A 289-nucleotide genomic window follows, 5' to 3' on the forward strand; every position below is an offset into this window, starting at 1 on the left:
GTGGCGAGAGTTACCGTGATGGATGCAGGGCAAGGTTTGTCGGTATTGATACAATCGCGTAACCGCAATCTGTTGTTTGATACGGGAACGGACCAAGTGGCACAAACAGGTCTTGTGCCGAGTTTGAACGCTATGGGTGTGCGCCGTTTGGACAGCCTGATTTTGTCGCACCATGATATGGACCATGACGGTGGTTTTCAAAGTATAGCGGCTGTCGGTACCGATAAGTTGCGTGCCGGACAACCTGAGTTTTATCCGAATGCAGAGTTTTGCCAAGAAGACAACTGGC

General features: G+C 50.5%; 1 protein-coding gene. It reads left to right on the forward strand.

The window, feature by feature from the left end; genetic code table 11:
• Nucleotides 1-289 (forward strand): MBL fold metallo-hydrolase (locus ACTHSP_RS23650; RefSeq protein WP_440347192.1); only part of this gene is annotated, 289 nt, incomplete at both ends.

The sequence above is a fragment of the Neisseria sp. P0001.S005 genome, assembly GCF_051963715.1.